The following is a 17,101-nucleotide window of genomic DNA, read 5'->3' on the forward strand; positions in this document are numbered from 1 at the left end:
TGTGGATGTTAGTCCCCGCCCGGGACGGCGACATCCCGGGCCCGGGGGCGCGGCATACCAGGCGCGCGGCATACCAGCCGGGGACCCCTACGGCCGCCCCGGCTCCCGCCCCGCCTCCCGACCGGGCTCCTCCTCCGGCGCCTCCCCGCCGGTCGTCCCGGTCGTCCCGGTCACGCTCGTCGACTTCAACCGGGACGGCACCTCCGCGTTGCGTACGATCCCCAGCCGCTGCGTCGTCCTCGTCAGGGCCACGTACAGATCGTTCGTCCCGCGCGGCGAGCCGTCCAGGATCCCCTCCGGGTCGACCACGATCACCGTGTCGAACTCCAGCCCCTTCGCCTGACGCGGGTCGAGCACGACCACCCGGCGGGTCAGGTCGGGCGCGACACCCCAGGACGCGTCGGGCAGTTCGGCGCCGAGTTCCGGGACGAGCGCCGGCGGCGCGATCACCGCGAGGCGCCCCTCGCTGGGGTGCTCCGCCGCCAGCTCGGCTGCCGTACGCGCCATCAGGGCCGGTGCCACCGCCCGTACGAGAGGGGCCGTGCCCGTCGACCGTACGGACCTCGGCGGCTCGAAGAGCGGGTCCGCCAGCCGCCGTACCTCCGCCGCGACCTCCATGATCTCTGCGGGCGTACGGTAGTTGACGCCCAGCCGCGACAGCTCCCAGCGCGTGCCCACGTACGGCTGGAGGATCTGCTGCCACGAGTCGCAGCCCGCCGCGTCCCCGGTCTGCGCCGGGTCGCCGACCAGCGTCATGGACCGGCTCGGGCAGCGGCGCATCAGCAACCGCCAGGCCATCGCGGACAGTTCCTGCGCCTCGTCCACGACGATATGCCCGAAGGCCCAGGTACGGTCGGCCGCCGCGCGCTCCGCGGCGCTGCGCGTGTCCGCCTCCTCGTGCCGGTCCGCGAACCGTTCCGCGTCGATGATGTCGTGGGCCGCCAGCACCTCCGACTCGTCCTCGTCCTCGAACTCCTGCGTGCGGGAGCCGTACGACAGCTCCAACACGCCCTGCGCGTAGGCGATCTGCTCCTGCCGTTCGAGCGCGGCGGCGGCGCGTGCCGCACTGTCGTCCTCGCCGAGCAGCTCCGCCGCCTCGTCCAGCAGCGGCACGTCCGCCGGGGTCCAGTCGATCGGCGCGTCCGCGCCGGTCCTGATCCCGGGACGGCGTACGGCCGCCGCGTCGCGCGCGTCCAGCCGCCAGGGCGCGGCCAGGAAGTCGGCGACCAACTGCTGCGGGGTCAGCGCCGGCCACAGCGACTCGATCGCCGCGTGCACCTCACGGCTGGTGGCGACCTCCTTGCCGAGCTGCGCCACGTCCTCCGGGGCCAGCAGGTTGGGCCCGCCCTCCGGATCCGCGCCGATACGCTCCGCGAGCTGCGCGGTGAGCGCGTCGATGATCCGGAAGGCGAAGGCCGGCCGCGCCAGGTTGTGCGGCAGGCCGGTCTCGCGGGCCCGCTGCCTGGCCTCGGCCGCCGTCTCGCGGTCCAGGACGAGCGTGCCGTGGTCCTCGTGCGCGATCTCGACGCTCGGCTGGGGCAGCGACTGCCGGTCGGCGATCTCCTCGGCCAGCACCTCCGCCATCGCGAGGCGGCCCTTGACCTCGGCCGCCGCCGGGGTGTCCGTCCCGACGGCCCGTACGCCGGGGAACAGTTCCCCGGTCGTCGCCAGCAGCACCCCGGTCTCACCGAGCGAGGGCAGCACCTCGCCGATGTAGCCGAGGAAGGCCGGGTTGGGCCCGACGATCAGCACGGCGCGGCGGGCCAGCTGCTCGCGGTAGGCGTAGAGCAGGTACGCGGCCCGGTGCAGCGCGACCGCCGTCTTGCCGGTGCCGGGCCCGCCCTCGACCACCAGCACGCCCCGGTACGGGGCGCGGATGACGCGGTCCTGCTCGGCCTGGATGGTCTGGACGATGTCGGCCATCCGGCCCGTACGGGCGGAGTTGAGCGCGGAGAGCAGGACGGCGTCGGCGTCCGCGTCCTCGTACCCCGTGCGCCGCGTGTCGGTGAGATCCATGATCTCGTCGTGCAGGGCGGTGACCCGCCGCTCCTGGGTGGTCAGGTGGCGGCGCCGCCGGAGCCCCATCGGCTCGAAGCCGGTGGCGAGGTAGAAGGGCCGGGCCACGGGGGCGCGCCAGTCGACCAGCAGGGGGGTGCGTTCCTCGTCGTCGCGCCGTATGCCGATGCGCCCGATGTGGTGGGTCGTGTCGTCCGCGAGGTCGATCCTGCCGAAACACAGCCCGGACTCCACGGCGTTGAGCGAGGAGACCCGGCCGGACTGCTCGGCCACGGTGATGTCACGCTCGACCCTCGCCTGCCGACCGGTGCCGACCTGTCCGGCGGTGGCCTCCACCGCGTCCTCGGCCTGCTCCCTCAGGGCGTCGAGGCGCTCGTAGAGGAGAGTGACGAATTGCTGTTCGTTCTGCAATTCCTCGGTTGACAATTGAGCCCCTGTCCAATACGCTGCATCCATTGCTTGAGTCATGTCTTTCATCGCAAATAGCACGGAGACATGAAACAACCAATATACGCGAACGCAAGCCCCGACCGTCAATTCGGTGGGGGCTTTTTTGATGCGCGCCGACGCCTTTGGGTGCGCGTCGAAAGGCGTCAGAGCACGTCAGCCAGCTCCTCCAGCAGCCGGCGCTTCGGCCGGGCGCCGACCATCGACTTCACCGGCTCACCGTCGCGGAACAGCAGCAGTGTCGGCATGGCGAGCACGCCGTACCGCGTCGTGATCTCCGGGTTGGTGTCCACGTCGAGCTGGACGATCTTGAGCCGGCCGGCCTCCTCGGCGGCGACGGCGCTGAGGACGGGCGCGAGCTGCCGGCACGGCGGGCACCAGTCGGCGGTGAATTCCACGAGGACCGGCAACTCGGCCCCTATTACCACCGCGTCGAAGTCCGTGTCCGTGACGGCGTCGACACCCTCGATCGTGATCATGCGTCCGTACCTCCGTGAGTTGGACGAGTTTGATGAATTCCCCGGGCAAGCGCGTCCGTCAGGTCGCACAGAGGCTCCGGACCGCCCGGCAGTTCCGCCTCGGCCTGCGCCAGCTGCGCCCCGACCTGCGCGCGGACCGACTGGAGCTGGCCGATCAGCCCGTCCAGCTCCGTGAGCTTGCGGCGGTAGACGTCGAGCGAGGCGGGACACGCGTCGCCCGCCGGGTGCCCGGCGCGCAGGCACTCGACGAACGGCCGGGTCTCCTCCAGGTCGAACCCGAAGTCCTGGAGCGTCCTGATCTGCTGGAGGAGCCGCAGATCGTCCTCGTCGTACGTGCGGTAGCCGTTCACCGCCCGCCGGGCGGGCAGCAGCCCGCGTGATTCGTAGTACCGCAGGGCCCGGGTGGTGGTGCCCGCCCGTTCCGCCAGCTCGCCGATGCGCATGTCATTGACGGTAAGCGTTGACGTGGGCGTCAAGGCAAGGAGTGCCTCAGGGCTCTGTGACGCCCCCGGCCGCCGGCTCCCGTGTCCAGCTGGCCAGCAGACTCAGCGCGTGCGCCGAGGGACTGCCCGGCTCGGCGGTGTGGATGCCGAGGGTCTGGTCCGGGTCACCGGTCGGGTTGAGCGCCTCGTAGTCCAGCGTCAGCTCGCCCACCAGCGGGTGGTGGTAGCGCTTGCTCCCGTACGTACGGCGCAGCACGTCATGGTCGGCCCACCAGCGGCGGAAGTCCTGGTCCCCCAGCGACAGGTCACCGATCAGCTCGGCCAGCCGGGGGTCGTGGGGGTTGCGCCCCGCGTAGAGGTGCAGCGCGGCGACCGTACCGCGCGCGGACGCCTCCCAGTCCACGTACAGCTCGCGGGCCGCCTCGTCCAGGAAGAGGAAACGGGCCATGTTCCGCTCCCGCCGCGGCAGCGCCTCGAAGTCCGTGTAGAACGCCCGCGCCATCGGGTTCGCCGCCAGGACGTCCAGACGGCGGCCGAGCACCAGCGCCGGGGTGTCGGTCAGCGTGTCCAGGATCCGGTACATCCCGGGCCGTACGCGCTGGGGCGGCAGCGGCCGGCCCTGCTTGCGGGTGGGCCTGGCCAGGGCGAAGAGGTGACCGCGCTCGGTGTCGTCCAGACGCAGGGCGCGCGCGACGGCGTCCAGCACGCTCTCCGAGACGTTGCTGCCGCGCCCCCGCTCCAGCCGTACGTAGTAGTCCACACTCACCCCCGCCAGCTGGGCGACCTCCTCCCGCCGCAGCCCCGGGACCCGGCGTGCCCCGGTGTGCGGGGGCAGCCCGGCGTCCTCGGGGGTGACGCGCGCGCGGCGCGAGCGCAGGAACTCCCGCAGCTCGGTGTTGCTCCCGCCTGAGGAGGAGATATCGGTCATCCATCCAGCGTAGGCCGGGGCCGTCGGCCCCACACCGCCCGAGAGGGGTACTGCCGGACCCCCGGTGAAAGGGGACTCCCCACCACCCCTGCGAACCGGACGCACCGATGGTTGTGTGGAAGGTGAGCCACACCGATCGGAAGGGTCGAGGAGCGAGATGAAGCGCAGGATTCTGGGCGGTACGGGCATGTCGGTCAGCGAGGTCGCGCTCGGCACGATGATGTTCGGCGCGATGGGCAACACCGACCACGACGAGTCGGTACGGATGATCCACCGCGCCCTGGACGCCGGGGTGAACTTCGTGGACACCGCCGACGTCTACAGCGAGGGCGAGTCGGAGGAGATCGTCGGCAAGGCGCTCAAGGGCCGCCGTGACGAGGTCGTCCTGGCGACGAAGTTCGGCTGGCCGATGGGCGACGACCTCAACCGCCGGGGCGGCTCGCCGCGTTGGATCGTACAAGCGGTGGAGAACAGCCTGCGGCGGCTCGGCACCGACCACATCGACCTCTACCAGATGCACCGCCCCGACCCCCACACGGACATCGACGAGACGCTCGCCGCCCTCTCCGACCTGGTCCGCTCGGGCAAGGTCCGGGCCATCGGCTCCTCGTGCACGCCCGCCGAGCTGATCGTGGAGGCGCGGTGGACGGCGGAGCGGCACGGCCACCGTCCGTTCCGTACGGAACAGCCCCCGTACTCGATCCTGCTGCGCGGCATCGAGTCGAGCGTCCTGCCGACCACCCAGCGGTACGGCATGGGCGTCCTGACCTACGGCCCGCTCAGCTCCGGCTGGCTCTCGGGCCGCGCGAACCCGTCGAAGGGCGCCCGCGCGGCGCTGGGCCCGAAGACCTTCGACCTGTCCGTCCCGGCGAACCAGACGAAGGCGGAGGCGGTCAGACGGCTGACGGAACTGGCGGTCGAGGCGGGGATGCCGCTGTCGCACCTGGCCACGGCGTTCGTACGATCCCACCCGGCGATCACGTCGGTCCTCATCGGCCCCCGCCGCCCCGAACACCTGGACGACCTGCTGGCGGGCGCGGAAACCGAGCTGAGCCCGGACGTCCTGGACCGCATCGACGAAATCGTCCCCCCGGGCACGAACCTCAACCAGGACGACATCTACTACACACCCCCGGCCCTGGCCGACAAGCGCCTGCGGCGCTTCTGAGGGGGCCGGGGCATCTGATTGTATGAGCGGGCAGACGGAGACCGGGCCGCGGCGGGGATGAGAACACCATGCATGACGACGAGGACACGATCCTGACCCGTGAACTCGGCACGCTGGCCACGGCATGGGGCGGGAGCGCGCGGCTGCTCGGCCTGGTCCACAGCCTGCTGAAAAAGGACGTCCACGAGATCGAGCTGGTCCTCCCGTTGCCCTTCGACGCCGCCGTCGAACGGGTCACCCGGATCCTGGACCAGGACGGCCGGAGGGCCGACCCGACGGCCGCCGACGCCGGCCTCGCCCCCGACGCCGGACTCAACCCCGGCCTGAACTCCGATCCCGGCCCCGACCGCAGCAGCACTTCGTCCTTCGGGTGGGAGGGCCGTTGGCCGGAGTGGGGCTGGCGGGCGTAGCCAGGCAGTGCAGCCAGAGACATGCTCTCCACCGCCCGGCTCAAGCCCTCCATGATGGCCATGAGGTACGAGGCGTAGGCGGGCATCGCACATACGGCAGCCAGGCGTGAGGTTTACCGGGGAAGACAGGCAGCACAGTTACTCACGCTGATGGGCGCAGGAGGCGGCGCACTTCCACCGCCGGGCCGTGGCGGCCCACCACGAACTGGACGATGCCTGGCACGAAGCACTGGCCCTGGACGGCCTGGCGACGGCGCTGGCCGGCACGGACCTGACGGAGGCGCACGAGCACTGGAGATCGGCGATACGGCTCCTCACCCCGTACGACGACCGCCGTGCCCGCGCGGCACGCCTCCGCGTCGAGCGGCGGCTCGGAGTGCTCCCGGGGTAGGGAGCAGCGCGCGAGCCGTGTTCGCCGCGGGTCGGTCAGGGGGTGAAGGCGTGGCGGACCGCCGTGGCCAGGGTGGTGCGGCGGCGGTCGTGGTCGGCGGCGGGGTCGGCTGTGGTCGCGGTGTAGGTGAGGCTGCTCGGTGACCAGGTCATGGCCATGGAGATCACCATCGAGTGCACGTCGGCCGCCGGCAGGGCGGGGTCGATGTGCCCGGCGGCCTGGGCGCGGGTGATGGCCTCGATCTTGGGGATCTCGTCGGCCTCCGTGAACAGGAATCCGGTGGGGGTGCGTTCCAGGCGGGCCCAGGTGGCCAGGCGGACCAGTTGGGGACGGTCGAGGTACGCGTCGTAGAGGCGGACGGCGTAGCCGGGCAGATCCTCGGGTGTCAGTGGCGCGGCGTCGAGGATGCCCGCGACCTGGTCGATGAGGACCGCGTCGAAAAGGCTCTCCTTGCTGCCGTAGTACGCGTACATCTGGGCCTTGCTGACCTTCGCGTCGGCCGAGATGCGGTCGACCCGCGCGCCGGCGATGCCGTGGGCGGCGAATTCGACGGCGCCGGCGTCGAGGAGGCGTCGTCTGCTGGCCTGTCCCTTGTCCATGCCTCCATCTTAAACGAACTGGTTCGTTTGCCTCGTGGCGGCGACCGGGGTACGTTCGAGAAAGAGAACGAACCAGTTCGTTTGTCTTTGACGAGGAGACCCTCATGACCATTCCCCTGACGCTGGACGCCGCCGCGCGCCCCGCCCCCGCGTTCCTCGACGGCGCGGCCAAGAAACTGCTGATCGACGGCGTGTGGACCGCGCCCCGTGCCCGCGCGACCTTCGAGACGTCCGATCCCGCCACCGGCCAGGTGCTGGCGCACGTGGCCGCCGGCGGTCCCGAGGACATGGATCTGGCGGTGGCCGCCGCCCGGCGGGCCTTCGAGGCGCCGTCGTGGGCCGACATCACCCCGTACCAGCGCAGCAAGGTGCTGCTCCAGATCGCCGACGTCATCGAGGCCCACGCCGAGGAACTGGCCGTCCTGGACTCGCTCGACATGGGCGGCCCGCTGTGGATGACCCGCTGGCTCGTGGACCACTCCGTGGAGGTCTTCCGGCATTACGCGGGCTGGCCGACGAAGATCTACGGCCAGACCGCGCCGTCCGATCCCGCGGTCTTCAACTACACCCTGCGCCAGCCGCTGGGCGTGGTCGGAGCGATCACCGCCTGGAACGGGCCGGTCCTCCAACTGGCCTGGAAACTGGGGCCCGCGCTGGCCACCGGCAACACGGTGGTCGCCAAGCCGGCCGCCTGGTCACCGCTGTCCGCGCTGCGGATCGGCGAACTCCTCCTGACCACCGACCTGCCGCCCGGCGTCGTCAACATCGTGACCGGCGACGGCGTCACGACGGGCGAGGCCCTCACCAACCACCCGGGCGTCGACAAGATCTCCTTCACCGGGTCCCTCGCCGTCGGCAAGCGCATCCTGGAGGTCTCCAGCAAGGACCTCAAGCGGGTGACGCTGGAACTGGGCGGCAAGTCCCCCACGATCGTCTTCGACGACGCCGACCTGGAGGCCGCGGCCAAGGGCGCCGTGGCCGGATTCGCCCAGGGCAGCGGCGAGGGCTGCGTCGCCGGGACCCGGATCTTCGTCCAGGAGTCCGTCCGCGAGCGCTTCCGCGAACTCCTGCTCCAGGAGATGAAGTCGTTCACCCTCGGCGACCCCTTCCACCCGGACACCCGGATGGGCCCGCTGGCCTCGCCGCAGCACTTCGCGAAGGTGTCCTCGTACCTGGACATCGCCCGCGAGGAGGGCGGCACACTCCACACGGCCGGCGAACTCGGCCACGGCCTGTACATGCCGCCCACCCTGATCGAGAACGTCGGCGCCGACGCCCGTGTCGTACGGGAGGAGATCTTCGGCCCGATCGCGTCCCTGCTGACGTTCACGGACACCGCCGACGCGATAGCCCAGGGCAACGACACCATCTACGGCCTGTCCGCGTCGGTGTGGACCACGAACCTGGAACGCGCCCACCGCACGGCGAGCGGCTTGCGCGCGGGCACGGTCTGGATCAACGCGTACGCGGACATGAGCGCGGGTTCGGTCCCGTTCGGCGGCTTCAAGCAGTCGGGCCTGGGCCGGGAACACGGCATCGAGGTCCTGGACGCGTACACGGAGACGAAGACGGTGATGGTCCACCTCTGACGCGTGGCCGGAACCTTGGCGCGGGGCCGTCCCCGGCCCCTTGGGACGGCACCTCGGGACTGCATCTCGGGACAGCACCTCGGGACGGTTCAATGCTCAGGTGGTGAACTGGACACAGATGTACGACTGTCGGCACCTGTGGTCGCGGCCGGATGACTACCTCGCGCCGTTCCGCGACTTGATCGCGGTCGAAGGGCACTACCACTGGAGTGCGGTCCTGGGGGACTTCTCGGACGACTTCTACCAGGTCGCCTGCCCTCACTGCGCTGTGGAGGTGACGATCGCCATCGGCGGTTACGGACGCTACTCAGCGATCCGGGACTGGAACCTGGGCGACGTGGACCGACGCGAACTGAGGCCGGCCTCCCCCAAGGGGCTCTCCGGCCTGGGTCGTTGGATGCACGCGACCGCCGTCCGCGACGGGGAAGTTGTGCTCGCCGACGGAATCACCCATCTCTTCGGCGGCGCGGAATGCCCACGCTGTGCCAGCGTCTTCAACATCGCGGACGAGTACGCGGCTTCGAATCGCCCTCTCATGTGACCGGTGATCCGGAGCGGAGCCACGGCCGGGGCGGGGCGACTGCCGTAAAAGGGCTGCTCCCGGGGTGGGGAGCAGCCCTTTGCGGTTACGGTTACGCCGCGCCGAAGTCCCCCTCGGCGAGGGCCCCGACAAACGCGGTCCACGCGGGGGCGTTCGTCACGAACGCAGGGCTGTCGGGGAGCTTGGAGTCGCGTACGGCCATCGCGCCGCCGGCGAGGCGGGCGCCCTCTACGCAGTTGCCGCCGTTGTTGTCGCTGTAGCTGGACTTGAACCACTCCGCGCCGGTCAGCGCGTGGGTCGTGTTCGCCGGGTGCATCAATGCTCCTTCATCGCTTGCTTCATGATGCTCAGGGACTCCTGCGGCCCCGGAGCAAGAGCTTGGAGATCTCTGAACGCGTCTTCGTACAGCTCCACGTCCGCGTCGTTCCGGGTGACCCAGTGGTCGGCCAGGTTCTCCAGGTAGACGATCGGCTTGAGCATGACCGGGTCGCGGAACTGGAAGGTCGCGAAGGCCCCGTTCATGCCCGGGTGGGAGCCCACGCTGAACGGCAACACCTGCAATCGGACGTTCGGCGCGGAGGCAGCCTCGATCAGGTGTGCCAGTTGTGCCCGCATGACATCCGGGCCGCCGACCTGGCGCCGCAGTACGGCCTCGCTGATGACCGCGGCGAACTTCAACGGCGGATCACGGTGCAGGACTTTCTGCCGCTTCATGCGCAGCACGACCTTGCGGTCCACCTCCTCACGGCTGAGCGCTGTGTGTGCCTCGTGGATGACGCGTACGTACTCCTCGGTCTGGAGCAGCCCCGGGACCCACTCGGACTCGTAGCTGTGCAGCGCCGACGCGGCCCCCTCCATGCTCAGGAACGCCCTGAAACCTGGGCTGATGACCGAGCGGTAGACCGCCGACTGCCACCACTCCCGCTTCGTCTTGGTGACGACGGCGTAGCCCTCCAGCAGCTCGCACATGTCCGGGTCCGCCGCGTAGATCTTGCAGAGCGCCATGATGTCGGACGGTTCCACGGTGGCGTTCTCGCCGGTCTCCAGGCGCGTCAGCTTGGACGGGCTCCAGATCAGCTTCTTGACGACCTCACGGGAAGTGAAGCCGGCGGCCACTCGCAACTTGCGCAGCTCGTAGCCCAGTTGTAATCGACATAGAGCAGGCGTCGCCGATTCCATGTCCGTCATCATCTGCTGTCCTCCCGCAATCAGTGTGCGGTGGTTCTTCCGCTCCCGCAACGAACGTTCTGCGTCGCGGCGAAACATCTCGGTTCTCCGCGAACGGCCCACACATGAGCGGGATTTCACGAGCGAACTTGGTCGGCAGATTCCACCTGATCGGTTCCAACGCTAGTCGCTCTGGTGTCAGGCTGTACGCGAAACTCACGCACCGCTTTCATATCAGAGCTGTGCGTGAGCATGCGCATCCCCATGGCTCAACGCTAAGGACTCCCGATGCCTCCCCTCGCGCAGCGCCCAACTCCCGCCCTCACCAACCTCGTCGGAATAGGGGACGCACTACGGCTGAGCCTCTCCTTCGAGCCGGATCCCCGCCGTGTCGCGTACGCGCGGCGCGTTGCCGGGGCGCTGCTCCGGCAGCGGGAACTCTCCGAGGACACCGTTCAGACCGTCGAACTGCTCGTCAGCGAGATCGTCACCAACGCCGTGGTGCACGGGCGGGGCGACCGGGTGCGGTTCCTCTTCGCGTACGACGAGGCCGGCGACGTACGGATCGAAGTGGACGACCAGTCACGCGCGTGCGTGGAGGTGCGTCCGCTGAACGCCGAGGACGAGAGCGGACGCGGCATGTTCCTCGTCGCGGCGCTCGCGCGGGCGTGGGGGCGGCGGGGGACTCGTACCTGGTGCACCGTGGCCACGGCGGAGGTGAGTTCGCCGTGACGCGGGAGGATTCCCTCTTCTCGGCGGACAGTCACACACTCCGCCGATTACTCGCCGCCCTGCGGCGCACGCCGCAAGACGCCCTGCCCGTCGACCTGTTGACCATCGCGCACACCGTCGAACAGGCCATGGCCCGCCGCCTCGACCTCCCTGAAAGAGTTTGGGTGGACATCACTACCACCAAACTCCGGGGACACGTCGACCTGTTGCTGCGCGAAGACCTGGGTGACACCGACACGCCAGCGGCGCGGGCGGTGCACCGGGAGGCGTACGTGTTGCTCGATCCGCGCGTACGTCCGGGCCCGGACACACCGCCCCTCACCGCGTACGAGCACATGCGCGCCCTGGCGGCGGTCACCGAATCGCTCGCCGCGTTGTACCGGTCGCACCGGACGGGAAAGGAACATTGAGCCCGCTCGGGGCGCAGGCCCTCTACGTCCTCGCGGTGACGGCCGTCGGGGGCTCGCTCGTCCTCGCGCTCTGGCGTCGCTGAGCACCATCGGCCCGTTTCCCCGTCGACGGCGGGGACGGGGCGAGGACGTGGCGGGCACGCGGTCTCCCGCTCGTCCGCGAAGGCCGGACGAACAGGAGACCGGGGCCGGTACGGACCGGCGGACAGGCCGAGCCGTTGTGCTCAGCCGCCTTGCGGGATCACGCGCAAGGTCAGGCCGCGGACGTCCGGGCTGAGGAGATCCGGGAGCGAAGGGCTTGCGGCGTACTTCGTCCTGTACGCGCCGTCCACGTTCGCGTTGACCGCATCGTCGTTGACCGGCTCGACCGTCACCGGGTAGCGCTGAGCGCCATCCACGAACTTCGCCCGGCCGCTGCGGCTGACCCGGCGGTACCACTTCGACTCAGGACCGTAGGCGCTGCGGATGTAGGCCGTGTCGTCGACAACGACCGACCAGATCGGGGTCACGACCTCACCTCCGTCGCTCAGCTCGGTGGCGATCCGAACGGTGTCGGTGTTGGCGAGGTAATCAATTGCGGCAGTCATGGCCGCATCCTCGTGGGCGGCCGGGCGCGCCTTCCCCATTCCCTCGATCGTGAGCGTGGCGGCACCGCGGGCCGGACATGTCGGACGGGCCAGACAGGTCGGCCAGGTCGGCCAGGTCAGGCGTCCGGGTCGTCCGCGATCTCCCGTACCTCCTGCGCACACCGGCACGAGGCGGCGAACTTGGCGGCCCACTCCAGCGCGTCCTCACGTGTCGGCACGTCAATGATCGAGAACCCGCCGAGCACCGCCTTGGTCTCCGGGTACGGGCCGTCGGTGACGGTCCCGTCCGTGGCCACGACGCTCGCCCGCTGCGTCAGCAGCCCCCCGCCGAAGACCCACACACCGGCGTCCTGAGCCTGCCGCACCACCGCGTGGGAGGCATCGGACACCTCGGGCAGATCCTCCTCGGGGATGATCATCGTGCCGTCGTCGAACGAAATCAGGTACCGCGTCATACGTGCCCGGCTCCCCAGGTCGTTGGTCTCCGTCAGCCGCCGATCACCCTACGACGAACACCCCGACGCCGTCCTTAAGAAAGCACCCATCGGGGCTGATGTCCGGGGTCGGCCGGACACGTGAAGACGTGCAGGTCCCGGTCCCGGCCGAAGCGGAGGCGCGTGGGCTGCGCAACGGACCGACCGGCCCCGGTCGGTGCCTTCCCTCGCGGGAAAGCGTGGCGGTCCTCCAGCGGCAGCCAGCTGAGCGAGCCGGCGTCCATCTCGTAGCCCTCGGCCGTCAGCAGCAGCCGCGTCGGTGTTCCGCAGGACGCGCAGTCGACGGCCATCGGGCCCGTCGACGCCCAGCTGGGAAAGCCGCCGACCCGCCATCCGGGAGGGATGGAGAGATCGGACTGGTAGCTGGGGGCGCCGGGGCCGTGTTCCGCCACTTGGGCGTCGTCCCAGGAGTCGATGCGGGCGATCAGTGGGGCGGGCAGCGTGTCGTCCTCCGCCCAGGGGTGGGTGTCCACCTCTTCGGGATGCAGCACGCACGGCTCGGGAAGTTCGTCCTCCCACCGGAGCAGGGGCACTTCGGGCGGAGATACGAGGAAGCGTTCCGCGCGCTCGGTCTCCCCACCGCGCGAACGGATTGCCGCCCCGGGCCCGCCCCCGTCGACCTGTTGACCTGTTGACCTGTTGACCTGTTAACCATCGCGCACACCGTCGAACGGGCCCTGGCCCGCCGCCTCGACCTCCCCGACCGGACCAACCCCTGGGGCCTGTTCACATGGGGTGGTGGCGGCCCCAGAGCCTGTTCACCAGCGGGGCCGCGGCTCCCACGAGTGTCATGAGCAGGGCGGCGACCCAGTACCGCGGCCCTTGCCCCAACGCCAGTACCGAGACTGCTCCCACAGCGGCTCCGAGACTCAGGCTCAGAGCCGGCCACCACTCGCCGCGCCGCAGTAGACCAGGGACGGAGTACACCGTCACGATGAATCCGACGACGACCGCGAACTCGTACCATCCGCCCCCGGCGGGAAGGCTCCAGGAGCCGGTACGTCCCGAACCTCGGTGGTGGACGAATCCTAAGTGCACCGCTCCGGCCACCCCCCAGCACAGCGCGCTCGCACTCACCACGGCTATCAGCGCTCTCAGCTCCCTGTTCCCCATGACCGGGAGGATAGATCCCCCGGGGCCGGGGGCCGGGGGCCGGGAAACGGAGGCCGGGGCTGGCATCGATCTTGTGCGGTGGGCTAGGTTGTGCGGCGATGACTACCGGGACGGCATCGCGCCACACACGGATTGACGACCCGGCGCCCCTCTGAGCGCCGTACGGGCCGGTATCGGCCCGCTGTTGGTTCCAGGATCCCGCGCCGCCGCGCGGGCTCCGCCTCCTGTCGTGTTGATCTCACAGCTCGACACGTCAACCACGACAGGAGAAGTCATGCCCATCAAGACAGTGCGGATTCCCACCGCGGACGGCCGGTCCGACGCGTTCGCCGCGTTCCCCGACGGGGGCGAGCGGCACCCAGGGGTGCTGATGTATCCCGACGGCTTCGGGGTCCGGCCCGTGCTGCGGGAGATGGCCCGTGAACTGGCCGGGCACGGGTACTACGTTCTCGTCCCCAATTTCTTCTACCGGCAGGGTCCGGCACCGGTGATCGAACTTCCCGAGCACATCGGGGACGAGGTCCGGTCCGCGGTCTTCGCGCGGTTGATGCCCTTGATCGAGGCGCACACCGCCGAACGTGTCCTCCGCGACGCCGACGCCTACCTCGGGTTCCTCACCACCCAGCCCGAGGTCGCGGCCGGGCCGGTCGCGGTGACCGGCTACTGCATCGGCGGTCTTCTGGCGACGCGCACCGCCGCGGCCCACCCGGGCCACGTGGCCGCCCTCGCCGCGTTCCACGGCCCCGTGGACGTCGACGCTCTCTCCGGGCTCACTGCCCAGGTCCACCTCGGCCACGCCGAAGGCGACTTGACGCCCGAGGCCCTCGGCGAACTCAACCAGGCCCTGGACGCCGCAGGTGTCGATCACACCTCCGAGATCTACCCCGACACCGTCCACGGCTTCACCATGTCCGACACCGATGCCTTCGACCCAGCGGCGCTGCGACGGCATTGGGACCGCCTGTTGCCCCTCCTCGACCGTGCCCTCGCCGCCACCTGAGCCCACACCCTCACTCGGAGACCGGGCCTGTACAGACCGATCGTGCGGATGAGCACCGCCCCGGCGAACACGGCCACGTACGCGTGCCACATACGCGTACTCAGGCCCCGCCGCCGCCAGGGAAGCGCGCTTCCGCCGCCAAGCGCTGGGCCGTGTGCTCCAGTTCGACGCTGTGGGAGCCCTTCACCAGGACGATGTCTCCCGGCCGGATCAGGTCGTGGGCCAGTGTCAGGGCCCGGTCCCGGTCGTCGGCGTGCGCCACCGTCAGCCGCGGGTTGTCCGCGTGCGCGGCGGTGGCCAGCGTCCGTGCGTCGTCGGCGCCTACCGCGATCAGTACGTCGATGCCGGCGGCGGCGACCAGGCGGCCCACCCCCCGGTGTTCTTCGGTGCCGTCGGCGCCGAGTTCCTTCATCTCGCCCAGGATCGCGACGGTCCGGCGCCCATCCGTGGCCATGGCCGCGAGAGCCGTGAACGCCGCCTTCATCGAGTCGGGGTTCGCGTTGAACGCGTCGTTGATGATCCGTACCCCGTCCGGCCGGTCGGTGACCTCCATGCGCCCCGAGGCCACCAGGACCGCGCGGGACAGGGCCCCCGCCGTCTTCTCCACACCGACCCCCAGCCCGATCGCGACGGCCGCCGCGGCCAGCGCGTTCGACACGTGGTGCACACCGTGCAGGGACAGGTCGACCCGCGCCCGGGCGCCGTCGGCGGCGAGCGTGAACGAGGGGCGGCCCGAGGTGTCGACGGCGACGTCCAGGGCCCGTACATCCGCGTCGTTCCCGACACCGAAGGTCAGCACCCGGGCGCGGGTACGGGGCGCCATGGCGGCGACCAGCGGATCGTCGGCGTTCAGGACCGCCAGCCCGTCCTCCGGAAGCGCCTCGACCAACTCCCCCTTCGCCTGGGCGATCTGCTCGCGCCCGCCGAATTCCCCCACGTGCGCCGTCCCCACGTTGAGGACCAGACCGACGGCGGGCGGGGCGATACGGGTCAGATGAGCGATGTGGCCGATGCCCCGCGCGCCCATCTCCAGCACGACGTACCGCACACTCCGGTCCAGGTGGGTGACCGTCAGCGGCATGCCGATCTCGCCGTTGAACGACTTCACCGTGGCGATCGTCGGGCCGATCTCGGGGAGCACCTGCGCGAGCAGGTCCTTGGTGCTGGTCTTGCCCGCCGAGCCGGTCAGCCCGATGACCGTCGCCTCCGGTACGGCGGCCAGTACGGTACGGGCCAGCGCGGCGAGCGCGTCCAGCACGTCGTCCACGACCACGGCCGGGACGCCGACGGGACGGATGGCCAGGACCGCCACCGCACCGGCCTTCACCGCGTTCGCCGCGAAGGCGTGCCCGTCGGCGTGCTCACCGGGCAGCGCCGCGAACAACCCACCGGGCCCTACCGCGCGCGAGTCCACCACCGCGGGCGCGCTCATCAGCACGGAGGGGTCCGGCACGTCGTACAGACGGCCGCCGACGGCCGCCGCGACGGCTTCGAGGGAGAGGGGGATCACGAGACGACCTCCGCGTCAGCAGGGGGTTCCCGGCGCGGCCACCGGCCGACCGGTCCGGCCCTGCGACCGTAACGCCTTCACCGCCCGGCGCTGCGGAGACCTGCCAGAGCACCGAAGAAACCGGGTCCGGGACGACCGGGACAGTGATCACTGGCGGCGGCAGCGGTCCGTACGGTCCCCGACACAGCGGGTCGGGGACCGGACAGGTGACACGGACGAGATCAGCTCGGCTGGTCGCCGGTGTACCGGTAGATTTCGGCGCCGCTGTTGATGTGCCACACGGTGCCGTCGGCGCCGGCGGCGATGTCGGTGGCGGTTCCGGGGATCTTGATCCACGGGTTGCCGCCGCTGGCGTCGTTGTTGGTGTACCGGTAGATACTGCCGCCCGGGTCGACGCCCCACACGTTGGTCCGGGAGCCCACCGCGATGCGCTTCAGGCTGCCGTTGACGTGCTTCCACGGGTTCGAGCCGTCCTGGTCCCCGGTGTACCGGAAGACCTGGTTGCCGCCGTTCACGCCCCACACCGTGCCGTCCGCGCCCGCGCCGATGTCACTCAGCGCCCCGGGGATCTTGATCCACGGGTTGGGGTCGTGGTTGGTGTACCGGTAGATGGCGTCGGCGGAGTCCACCCCCCATACGTTCGTCCGGGACCCCGCGTCGATGCGGACGAGGCTGCCGTTGATGTTCGTCCAAGGGTTCGAGGCCCCCTGGTCCCCCGCGTACCGGAAGATCTGGTTACCGCCGTTGACGCCCCACACGGTGCCGTCCGCACCCGCGCCGATGTCACTCAGCGCCCCCGGGATGTTGATCCAGGGGTTGGCGTCGTAGTTGGTGTACCGGTAGATCGCGCTCGCCGCGTTCACACCCCACACCGTCGTCCTGGACCCCGCCGAGATGGCCGAGAGACTGCCTGCGACCTTCACCCAATCCGCCATGCTGAAATCCCCTTCGCCGAACCGGTGTTACCTGCCATCCTCGGCAAAGAGACGGCCCAAAAAACGGGTGAATATACGTACTAATACCAAACCGACGGTAAATCAGCGTTTGAAATCCTTTCGCTCTGCGGGACGGGAGGCG

Annotated in this window: 21 protein-coding genes; 8 read left to right on the forward strand and 13 right to left on the reverse strand. The window is 70.3% G+C overall.

The window, feature by feature from the left end; all coding sequences use genetic code 11:
• Window positions 1-87: 87 nt before the first annotated feature.
• From ACIO1C_RS23100 to ACIO1C_RS23115, 4 genes are all read right to left on the reverse strand, one after another.
• Window positions 88-2,472, reverse strand: coding sequence for a HelD family protein (locus ACIO1C_RS23100; RefSeq protein WP_401866403.1), 2,385 nt, complete (start codon window positions 2,470-2,472; stop codon window positions 88-90).
• A 137-nt stretch (window positions 2,473-2,609) separates the two neighbouring features.
• Window positions 2,610-2,942 carry a thioredoxin gene (gene trxA / locus ACIO1C_RS23105; protein WP_401866405.1) on the reverse strand — a complete coding sequence of 111 codons (333 nt, stop codon included), beginning with the start codon at window positions 2,940-2,942 and terminating at the stop codon, window positions 2,610-2,612.
• On the reverse strand, window positions 2,939-3,385 hold the full coding sequence (locus ACIO1C_RS23110; RefSeq protein WP_401866406.1) for a MerR family transcriptional regulator: 447 nt from the start codon (window positions 3,383-3,385) through the stop codon (window positions 2,939-2,941). The genes trxA and ACIO1C_RS23110 overlap by 4 nt, the downstream gene beginning before the upstream one ends.
• 46 nt (window positions 3,386-3,431) lie before the next feature.
• Window positions 3,432-4,313, reverse strand: a complete 882-nt coding sequence (locus ACIO1C_RS23115; protein ID WP_401866408.1) for a helix-turn-helix transcriptional regulator — start codon at window positions 4,311-4,313, stop codon at window positions 3,432-3,434.
• 157 nt (window positions 4,314-4,470) lie between these two features.
• Between ACIO1C_RS23115 and ACIO1C_RS23120 the strand changes: the two genes are divergently transcribed.
• From ACIO1C_RS23120 to ACIO1C_RS23130, 3 genes are all read left to right on the forward strand, one after another.
• Complete coding sequence (locus ACIO1C_RS23120; RefSeq protein ID WP_401866410.1) at window positions 4,471-5,481, forward strand: aldo/keto reductase; 1,011 nt, start codon at window positions 4,471-4,473, stop codon at window positions 5,479-5,481.
• A 68-nt stretch (window positions 5,482-5,549) separates the two neighbouring features.
• The gene (locus tag ACIO1C_RS23125) at window positions 5,550-5,891 is read left to right on the forward strand and encodes a hypothetical protein (protein ID WP_401866412.1); all 342 of its coding nucleotides are present in this window, start codon (window positions 5,550-5,552) and stop codon (window positions 5,889-5,891) included.
• Window positions 5,892-6,078: 187 nt separating this feature from the next.
• On the forward strand, window positions 6,079-6,282 hold the full coding sequence (locus tag ACIO1C_RS23130; protein WP_401866414.1) for a hypothetical protein: 204 nt from the start codon (window positions 6,079-6,081) through the stop codon (window positions 6,280-6,282).
• Between the two features lie 35 nt (window positions 6,283-6,317).
• On the opposite strand, the gene ACIO1C_RS23135 is transcribed toward ACIO1C_RS23130, so the two are convergent.
• Entirely contained in the window at window positions 6,318-6,881 is a 564-nt protein-coding gene (locus tag ACIO1C_RS23135) for a TetR family transcriptional regulator (protein ID WP_401866416.1), read from the reverse strand.
• 104 nt (window positions 6,882-6,985) lie between these two features.
• Here ACIO1C_RS23135 and ACIO1C_RS23140 point away from each other — a divergent pair, with 104 nt between their 5' ends.
• Both ACIO1C_RS23140 and ACIO1C_RS23145 read left to right on the forward strand, forming a co-directional pair.
• Complete coding sequence (locus ACIO1C_RS23140; RefSeq protein ID WP_401866417.1) at window positions 6,986-8,470, forward strand: aldehyde dehydrogenase family protein; 1,485 nt, start codon at window positions 6,986-6,988, stop codon at window positions 8,468-8,470.
• Between the two features lie 103 nt (window positions 8,471-8,573).
• On the forward strand, window positions 8,574-9,011 hold the full coding sequence (locus tag ACIO1C_RS23145) for a hypothetical protein (protein WP_401866419.1): 438 nt from the start codon (window positions 8,574-8,576) through the stop codon (window positions 9,009-9,011).
• A 91-nt stretch (window positions 9,012-9,102) separates the two neighbouring features.
• Here the strand turns inward: ACIO1C_RS23145 and ACIO1C_RS23150 are convergent, their stop codons facing one another.
• Complete coding sequence (locus tag ACIO1C_RS23150) at window positions 9,103-9,327, reverse strand: DUF397 domain-containing protein (protein ID WP_401866421.1); 225 nt, start codon at window positions 9,325-9,327, stop codon at window positions 9,103-9,105.
• Window positions 9,327-10,202, reverse strand: a complete 876-nt coding sequence (locus tag ACIO1C_RS23155; protein ID WP_401866422.1) for a helix-turn-helix domain-containing protein — start codon at window positions 10,200-10,202, stop codon at window positions 9,327-9,329. The genes ACIO1C_RS23150 and ACIO1C_RS23155 overlap by 1 nt, the downstream gene beginning before the upstream one ends.
• A 264-nt stretch (window positions 10,203-10,466) precedes the next feature.
• Here ACIO1C_RS23155 and ACIO1C_RS23160 point away from each other — a divergent pair, with 264 nt between their 5' ends.
• A complete protein-coding gene (locus tag ACIO1C_RS23160) occupies window positions 10,467-10,910 on the forward strand; it encodes an ATP-binding protein (protein WP_401866423.1) in 444 nt (147 codons plus the stop codon).
• Window positions 10,907-11,320 (forward strand): hypothetical protein, encoded by a 414-nt coding sequence (locus ACIO1C_RS23165; RefSeq protein WP_401866424.1) that lies wholly within the window; start codon window positions 10,907-10,909, stop codon window positions 11,318-11,320. Before ACIO1C_RS23160 ends, ACIO1C_RS23165 begins: the two co-directional genes overlap by 4 nt.
• A gap of 224 nt (window positions 11,321-11,544) precedes the next feature.
• Here the strand turns inward: ACIO1C_RS23165 and ACIO1C_RS23170 are convergent, their stop codons facing one another.
• The 4 genes from ACIO1C_RS23170 to ACIO1C_RS23185 all read right to left on the reverse strand — a co-directional run bounded on the left by ACIO1C_RS23170 (window position 11,545) and on the right by ACIO1C_RS23185 (window position 13,514).
• Entirely contained in the window at window positions 11,545-11,946 is a 402-nt protein-coding gene (locus ACIO1C_RS23170; protein ID WP_401866426.1) for a DUF2255 family protein, read from the reverse strand.
• 77 nt (window positions 11,947-12,023) lie between these two features.
• On the reverse strand, window positions 12,024-12,362 hold the full coding sequence (locus tag ACIO1C_RS23175) for a YciI family protein (protein ID WP_401866427.1): 339 nt from the start codon (window positions 12,360-12,362) through the stop codon (window positions 12,024-12,026).
• Between the two features lie 74 nt (window positions 12,363-12,436).
• On the reverse strand, window positions 12,437-12,934 hold the full coding sequence (locus ACIO1C_RS23180; protein ID WP_401866428.1) for a hypothetical protein: 498 nt from the start codon (window positions 12,932-12,934) through the stop codon (window positions 12,437-12,439).
• A 193-nt stretch (window positions 12,935-13,127) separates the two neighbouring features.
• Entirely contained in the window at window positions 13,128-13,514 is a 387-nt protein-coding gene (locus ACIO1C_RS23185) for a hypothetical protein (protein WP_401866430.1), read from the reverse strand.
• A 274-nt stretch (window positions 13,515-13,788) separates the two neighbouring features.
• Between ACIO1C_RS23185 and ACIO1C_RS23190 the strand changes: the two genes are divergently transcribed.
• Complete coding sequence (locus ACIO1C_RS23190; RefSeq protein ID WP_401866431.1) at window positions 13,789-14,514, forward strand: dienelactone hydrolase family protein; 726 nt, start codon at window positions 13,789-13,791, stop codon at window positions 14,512-14,514.
• 100 nt (window positions 14,515-14,614) lie between these two features.
• Here ACIO1C_RS23190 and murF read toward each other — a convergent pair whose 3' ends face one another.
• A complete protein-coding gene (gene murF / locus ACIO1C_RS23195; protein ID WP_401866433.1) occupies window positions 14,615-16,024 on the reverse strand; it encodes a UDP-N-acetylmuramoyl-tripeptide--D-alanyl-D-alanine ligase in 1,410 nt (469 codons plus the stop codon).
• Between the two features lie 221 nt (window positions 16,025-16,245).
• Window positions 16,246-16,959, reverse strand: coding sequence for a tectonin domain-containing protein (locus tag ACIO1C_RS23200; protein WP_401866435.1), 714 nt, complete (start codon window positions 16,957-16,959; stop codon window positions 16,246-16,248).
• Between the last annotated feature and the right edge of the window lie 142 nt (window positions 16,960-17,101).

The organism is Streptomyces sp. NPDC087420 (assembly GCF_044744165.1).
In the GTDB taxonomy this organism is placed as follows: domain Bacteria; phylum Actinomycetota; class Actinomycetes; order Streptomycetales; family Streptomycetaceae; genus Streptomyces.

Bases quoted from the DNA above. Each gene is read 5' to 3' on its own strand.
- ACIO1C_RS23110 (WP_401866406.1), bottom strand. From the start codon at position 3,385: ATGCGCATCGGCGAGCTGGCGGAACGGGCGGGCACCACCACCCGGGCC.
- ACIO1C_RS23200 (WP_401866435.1), bottom strand. From the start codon at position 16,959: ATGGCGGATTGGGTGAAGGTCGCAGGCAGTCTCTCGGCCATCTCGGCG.
- ACIO1C_RS23175 (WP_401866427.1), bottom strand. From the start codon at position 12,362: ATGACGCGGTACCTGATTTCGTTCGACGACGGCACGATGATCATCCCC.
- trxA (WP_401866405.1), bottom strand. From the start codon at position 2,942: ATGATCACGATCGAGGGTGTCGACGCCGTCACGGACACGGACTTCGAC.
- ACIO1C_RS23160 (WP_401866423.1), top strand. From the start codon at position 10,467: ATGCCTCCCCTCGCGCAGCGCCCAACTCCCGCCCTCACCAACCTCGTC.
- ACIO1C_RS23140 (WP_401866417.1), top strand. From the start codon at position 6,986: ATGACCATTCCCCTGACGCTGGACGCCGCCGCGCGCCCCGCCCCCGCG.
- ACIO1C_RS23170 (WP_401866426.1), bottom strand. From the start codon at position 11,946: ATGGGGAAGGCGCGCCCGGCCGCCCACGAGGATGCGGCCATGACTGCC.
- ACIO1C_RS23135 (WP_401866416.1), bottom strand. From the start codon at position 6,881: ATGGACAAGGGACAGGCCAGCAGACGACGCCTCCTCGACGCCGGCGCC.
- ACIO1C_RS23185 (WP_401866430.1), bottom strand. From the start codon at position 13,514: ATGGGGAACAGGGAGCTGAGAGCGCTGATAGCCGTGGTGAGTGCGAGC.
- ACIO1C_RS23150 (WP_401866421.1), bottom strand. From the start codon at position 9,327: ATGCACCCGGCGAACACGACCCACGCGCTGACCGGCGCGGAGTGGTTC.
- ACIO1C_RS23120 (WP_401866410.1), top strand. From the start codon at position 4,471: ATGAAGCGCAGGATTCTGGGCGGTACGGGCATGTCGGTCAGCGAGGTC.
- ACIO1C_RS23125 (WP_401866412.1), top strand. From the start codon at position 5,550: ATGCATGACGACGAGGACACGATCCTGACCCGTGAACTCGGCACGCTG.
- ACIO1C_RS23190 (WP_401866431.1), top strand. From the start codon at position 13,789: ATGCCCATCAAGACAGTGCGGATTCCCACCGCGGACGGCCGGTCCGAC.
- ACIO1C_RS23115 (WP_401866408.1), bottom strand. From the start codon at position 4,313: ATGACCGATATCTCCTCCTCAGGCGGGAGCAACACCGAGCTGCGGGAG.
- ACIO1C_RS23100 (WP_401866403.1), bottom strand. From the start codon at position 2,472: ATGGATGCAGCGTATTGGACAGGGGCTCAATTGTCAACCGAGGAATTG.
- ACIO1C_RS23155 (WP_401866422.1), bottom strand. From the start codon at position 10,202: ATGATGACGGACATGGAATCGGCGACGCCTGCTCTATGTCGATTACAA.